The sequence below is a fragment of the Streptomyces sp. NPDC054786 genome (assembly GCF_053611685.1).
The window spans coordinates 171,040-177,039 of sequence record NZ_JBSHAW010000013.1; the positions used below are offsets into that span (position 1 = coordinate 171,040).

The 6,000-nt window shown below is 70.0% G+C and carries 5 protein-coding genes; all 5 read left to right on the top strand.

Going from position 1 to position 6,000, the window contains the following annotated elements; all coding sequences use genetic code 11:
* Window positions 1-21 precede the first annotated feature (21 nt).
* Genes ACWGI6_RS13750 through ACWGI6_RS13770 form a run of 5 tightly spaced genes read left to right on the top strand, consistent with a single transcriptional unit; the run spans window position 22 to window position 5,824 of the window.
* On the top strand, window positions 22-1,572 hold the full coding sequence (locus ACWGI6_RS13750) for a GMC family oxidoreductase (RefSeq protein ID WP_393906608.1): 1,551 nt from the start codon (window positions 22-24) through the stop codon (window positions 1,570-1,572).
* Window positions 1,572-2,696 carry a quaternary amine ABC transporter ATP-binding protein gene (locus ACWGI6_RS13755; RefSeq protein WP_453267675.1) on the top strand — a complete coding sequence of 375 codons (1,125 nt, stop codon included), beginning with the start codon at window positions 1,572-1,574 and terminating at the stop codon, window positions 2,694-2,696. The genes ACWGI6_RS13750 and ACWGI6_RS13755 overlap by 1 nt, the downstream gene beginning before the upstream one ends.
* Window positions 2,696-2,866, top strand: coding sequence for a hypothetical protein (locus tag ACWGI6_RS13760; protein ID WP_393906610.1), 171 nt, complete (start codon window positions 2,696-2,698; stop codon window positions 2,864-2,866). Before ACWGI6_RS13755 ends, ACWGI6_RS13760 begins: the two co-directional genes overlap by 1 nt.
* On the top strand, window positions 2,863-4,857 hold the full coding sequence (locus ACWGI6_RS13765) for an ABC transporter permease (protein WP_453267676.1): 1,995 nt from the start codon (window positions 2,863-2,865) through the stop codon (window positions 4,855-4,857). The genes ACWGI6_RS13760 and ACWGI6_RS13765 overlap by 4 nt, the downstream gene beginning before the upstream one ends.
* 1 nt (window position 4,858) lies before the next feature.
* The gene (locus ACWGI6_RS13770; protein WP_453267677.1) at window positions 4,859-5,824 is read left to right on the top strand and encodes a glycine betaine ABC transporter substrate-binding protein; all 966 of its coding nucleotides are present in this window, start codon (window positions 4,859-4,861) and stop codon (window positions 5,822-5,824) included.
* The last annotated feature ends 176 nt before the right edge of the window (window positions 5,825-6,000 follow it).

The following is a 6,000-nucleotide window of genomic DNA, read 5'->3' on the forward strand; positions in this document are numbered from 1 at the left end:
TTGTAAGAAGGAGCACCCCCAATGCCTGTGTATGACTATGTCGTAGTCGGCGGCGGCACCGCCGGTTCCGTGATTGCCTCCCGCCTCACCGAGGACCCGGATGTCACCGTCGCCGTCATCGAGGGCGGCCCCTCCGACATCGACCGTGACGAGGTGCTGACGCTGCGCCGCTGGCTCGGCCTGCTCGGCGGTGAGCTGGACTACGAGTACACGACCACCGAGCAGCCGCGCGGCAACTCGCACATCCTGCACAGCCGCGCCAAGGTCCTCGGCGGGTGCTCCTCCCACAACACGCTGATCTCCTTCAAGCCGCTGCCGTCCGACTGGGACGAATGGGAAGCAGCGGGCGCGGCCGGCTGGGGCGCCGAGGACATGGACCCCTACTTCGGCAAGCTGCGCAACAACGTCGTGCGGGTGGCCAAGAAGGACCAGAACCAGATCGCCACCGACTGGATCGAGGCCACCAAGAGCGCCCTGGGCGTCCCCGAGGTCGTCGGCTTCAACGACCAGCCCTTCGAGGAGGGCGTCGGCTTCTTCGACCTCTCCTACCACCCGGAGAACAACAAGCGCTCCTCCGCCTCCGTCGCCTACCTCCACCCGCACATCGAGGCCGGCGACCGCCCGAACCTCACGCTGCTGCTGGAGACCTGGGCGCACAAGCTGGAGCTGGACGGGACGACCGCCAAGGGCGTCCACGTCCGCACGAAGGACGGCGAGGAGGTCTACGTCGAGGCCGCCCGCGAGGTGCTGGTGTGCGCCGGTGCCGTCGACACCCCGCGGCTGCTGATGCACTCCGGCATCGGGCCCCGCAAGGACCTCGAAGCGCTGGGCCTCGAGTGCGTGCTCGACCTGCCGGGCGTCGGCGAGAACCTGATCGACCACCCCGAGTCGGTGATCGTCTGGGAGACCGACGGACCGATCCCGGGCAACTCAGCGATGGACTCCGACGCCGGTCTGTTCGTCAAGCGGGACCCGGAGCACAAGGGCCCCGACCTGATGTTCCACTTCTACCAAATCCCGTTCACCGACAACCCCGAGCGGCTGGGCTACGAGCGCCCCGAGCACGGGGTGTCGATGACGCCGAACATCCCCAAGTCCCGCTCCCGCGGCCGGCTCTACCTCACCTCCGCCGACCCCGAGGTCAAGCCCGCGCTCGACTTCCGGTACTTCGCGTACGACGAGAACGGGGTCGACTACGACGGCGACACCCTCGTCGACGGCATCAAGCTGGCCCGCAAGGTCGCCCAGGCCGAGCCGTTCAAGAAGTGGCTCAAGCGCGAGGTCTTCCCCGGCCCCGAGGTCACCGACGACGCGGAGATCAGTGAGCTGGTGCGCAAGGCGGCCCACACCGTCTACCACCCGGCCGGCACCTGCAAGATGGGCGCCGCCGACGACCGGCTGGCCGTCGTCGACCCCGAGTTGAAGATCCGCGGCCTGGCCGGCATCCGTATCGCCGACGCCTCCGTCTTCCCGACGATGCCCGCCGTCAACCCGATGCTGGGCGTGCTCATGGTGGGGGAGAAGTGCGCCGAACTGCTTCACAAGGCTCCGACCCAAGGAGGTGATGCGTGATGGCTACCACCGCCGCCGGCGCATCCGAGATACCCAACGCCCGCACGCCCGAGTCCGCCTCCGAAGGGGACGGCCGCCAGGTCGTCTTCTCCGTCCGCAACCTCTGGAAGGTCTTCGGCCCCAAGGCCGACCGCATCCCCGAGGACTCCTCGGTCGCCAAACTGAGCGCCCAGGAGCTGCGTGAGCAGACCGGCTGTGTGGCCGCCGTCCGCGATGTCTCCTTCGACGTCCACAAGGGCGAGGTCTTCGTCGTCATGGGCCTGTCCGGCTCCGGCAAGTCCACCCTCGTGCGGTGTCTGACCCGGCTGATCGAGCCGACGAGCGGTGAGCTGGAGATGGACGGCGAGGACGTCCGCGCCATGGACCGCACCGCGCTGCGCGAACTGCGCCGCCGCCGCGCCGCCATGGTCTTCCAGCACTTCGGCCTGCTGCCGCACCGCACCGTCGTCGACAACGTCGCCTACGGCCTGGAGATCCAGGGCATGAGCAAGACGGAGCGCCGCGAGAAGGCCAACGAAGTGGTCGACAAGGTCGGCCTGGCCGGTCTGGAGAAGCGCCGTCCCGGCCAGCTCTCCGGCGGTCAGCAGCAGCGCGTCGGCCTGGCCCGCGCCCTCGCCGTCGACCCCGAGGTCCTGCTCTTCGACGAGCCGTTCAGCGCGCTCGACCCGCTGATCCGCCGCGACATGCAGGAGGAGGTCGTCCGCCTGCACCGCGAGGAGGGCCGGACGATGGTCTTCATCACCCACGACCTCTCCGAGGCGCTGCGCATCGGCGACCGCATCGCCCTGATGCGCGACGGGGAGATCGTCCAGCTCGGCACCCCCGAGGAGATCGTCGGCTCCCCGGCCGACGACTACGTCCGCGACTTCGTCCGTGACGTCCCGCGCGAGCAGGTGCTGACCGTGCGCCGCGCGATGCGTCCGGCGAAGGACGGCGAAGCCGACGAGGGCCCCGCGCTCGGACCCGACACCCTGATCTCCGACGCCATCGAGGCGGTCGCCCGCTCCGGCGGTGCGGTCCGCGTCGTCGACGGCAGCCGCTGCCTGGGCATCGTCGACCACGCCTGCCTGCTGAACGTGGTCGCCCGGCTCGACACCCAGGAGCACGGCGAGGTGGCCGCCTGATGTACGCCGCCACCACCCACCACGGCGCCGTACGCGCCGTCGGCTCCAGAGCTCCCGCGGCCACGCCGCGGGCCCGGCTGCGCGCCACCCTGCTGCGCCACTGGCGCGAGGCCCAGCGCTGCGCCGCCCTCAACATGCCCACCGGCACCGTGAAGAGGGGGCGCGCATGAGCACCACCGCCCCCACCACGCCCCGCGCGCTCGGCGCCGAGACCAAGACCGGTCCGGTACAGGCCCTGCTGCGCCGCCGCGGCCTCGCCAAGCTCCTGCTGCTCGCCGTCGTCGCGGCGGTCCTGGTCCCGCTGATCAACGCCCAGTGGCCCGGCGCCCTGTGGCCCTCCGACCTGACCGTCGATGTCTCCGGTCCGCTGGGCAAGACCAGCGACTGGATCATCGACAACCGTGACAGCCACTGGCTGTTCGTCTACTTCCTCGGCCACCTCAGCAACGCCGTGGTGATCTCCGTACGCGGCGTCTATCTGCTGCTGCTCGCGCTCGGCTGGACCGGTGTCGTGGCCGGCGCCTCGCTGGTCGCCTGGCGGGTCGCCGGCGTGCGGCTCGCGGTTCTCACGGCCGCCTCGTTCGGCGTGTGCGGGCTGCTCGGCATGTGGGTACCGACGATGCAGACGCTGGCCCTGATGGTCGTGGCCGTCATCGCCGCCGTCGTGCTCGGCATGCTCATGGGGCTCGCCGCCGGTCTCAGCGAGCGGATCTTCCGCATCCTGCGGCCGGTCCTCGACACCATGCAGGTCCTTCCGGCCTTCTCGTATCTGCTGCCGGTCGCCCTGATCTTCGGTGTCGGCGTCCCCGCTGCGGTCTTCGCCACCGTGGTGTACGCGGCCCCGCCCATGGCCCGGCTCACCGCGCTCGGTCTGCGCGGCGCCGACGGCGGCGTGATGGAGGCCGTGACCTCGCTCGGCACCACCGCCCGTCAGCGCCTGTTCTCGGCCCGCCTCCCGCTGGCCCGCAAGGAGCTCCTGCTCGGCCTCAACCAGACGATCATGATGGCGCTCTCCATGGCTGTCATCGCATCGATGATCGGTGGTGCCGGTCTCGGTGACCGCGTCTACCAGGCGCTCGGGACCGTGGACGTCGGTGCGGCACTCGCGGGCGGCATCCCGATCGTGCTGCTCGCCGTGGTCCTCGACCGCGTGACGGGCGCTGCCGGTGAGCGTCTTGGCGCGCACGCCGAGGACACCTCTCCGCTGCGCGGCTGGCGCGGCTGGTCCCTGGCCGGCGTCGTGACCGTCGCCGTTGCGCTCGTCGTGCGGTTCGCCGGCCGCCTGGAGTGGCCGACGAGCTGGACGGTGGACATCGTCGAGCCGGTCAACACCGCCAAGGACTGGATGGTCGACCACCTCTACACCGGCGTGCCCGTCGTCGGCGGCACCGCCGACTGGGCCGCGCACTTCACCACCTGGGTCCTCGACCCGGTCCGCGACGGAATGCAGGACCTGCCCTGGTGGTCGGTGCTGCTCGTCGTCGCGGCCCTGGCCTGGCTGATCGGCACCTGGCAGACCGCCCTGACCGCCGTCCTCGGCATGGCCGGAATCGGCGTCCTGGGCGTCTGGGACAAGTCCCTCGACACGCTCGCGCAGGTCCTCGCGGCCGTCGCCGTCACGGTCATCCTCGGCTTCGCGATCGGCATCGCGACCGCCAGGAGCACGCGGCTGGAGCGGCTCCTCCGCCCCGTACTCGACATCTTCCAGACGATGCCGCAGTTCGTGTATCTGATCCCGGTTGTCGCCCTCTTCGGCATCGGCCGGGCCCCCGCGGTCGCCGCGGCCGTCGTGTACGCGCTGCCCGCCGTCATCCGCATCACCGCGCAGGGCCTGCGCCAGGTCGACAGCGGTGCGATGGAGGCCTCGCGTTCGCTCGGTGCCACCAGCTGGCAGCAGCTGCGGCAGGTCCAGCTCCCGCTGGCCCGCCCCGCGCTCCTGCTCGCCCTGAACCAGGCGGTCGTCCTGGTCCTCGCCGTCGTCGTCATCGGCGCTCTGGTCGGCGGTGGCGCGCTCGGCTACGACGTCGTGTTCGGCATCGCGCAGGGCGACCTGGCGACGGGCATGGTGGGCGGCGTCGCCATCGTCTGCCTCGGTCTGATGCTGGACCGGGTGACGCAGCCCACGGCACGCCGGGAATCCGGCTCGAAGAAGGGAGCGTGACATGCGAGTACGCACGCGTGCAGTGAGCACCATGACCGCGGTCGGTGCCTTGCTGGCCCTCTCCGGGTGCGGCGCCGCCGACATGACCAAGCAGGCGTCCCCGTACGCGAACGCGGCGGGTACCAAGACCGTGACGCTCTCCGTCCAGAACTGGGTGGGAGCCCAGTCGGACGTGGCGGTTGCCGAGTACCTGCTCAAGCACGAGCTGGGCTACCGCGTCGACCGGGTCCAGATCGACGAGGTCCCGGCCTGGGACGCGCTCAGCCAGGGCCGCGTCGACGCGATCATGGAGGACTGGGGCCACCCGGACCAGGAGCAGCGATACGTCAAGGACAAGAAGACGATCGCGCCCGGCGGCGACGTCGGCGTGACCGGCCACATCGGCTGGTACGTCCCCACGTACTTCGCGAAGAAGCACCCGGACGTCACCAACTGGAAGAACCTCAACAAGTACGCGAAGCAGTTCCGTACCGCGGAGAGCGGCGGCCAGGGGCAGCTGATGGACGGCTCCCCGTCGTACGTCACGAACGACAAGGCCCTCGTGAAGAACCTCGGCCTGGACTACAAGGTCGTCTTCGCCGGCTCCGAGGCGGCGCAGATCACCCAGATCAAGCAGTTCGCCAAGGAGCAGAAGCCGTTCCTGACGTACTGGTACAAGCCGCAGTGGCTGTTCAAGAAGGTGCCGATGACGGAGGTGAAGCTGCCCGAGTACAAGGAGGGCTGCGACGCCGACCCGAAGAAGATCAAGTGTGGGTACCCGCACACGCCGCTGCAGAAGTACTTCAACGCCAACTTCGCGAAGCACGGCGGCAAGGCGGCAGCCTTCCTGAAGAACTTCAAGTGGAGCCAGGCCGACCAGAACGAGGTCGCCCTCGACATCGCCGACAAGAAGATGTCCCCGGAGGACGCGGCGAAGAAGTGGATCGACAGCCACAAGTCGAAGTGGCAGGCATGGCTGCCGAAGTAGACGGCTCGGTCTGACTCTTGACCGGTAAGGGGGGTGGGGCCCCGGGGGGGGGGCCGGCGGGGTGGGGGTGGCTGGGGGCGGGGGCGCCGGCCGAGCTCGGACCGCGCGTTGAGCTATCCGATGTTGAGGTCGATGACCTGGTAGAAGGCGTTGCCGGTGTCGGCGACCTCCCACAC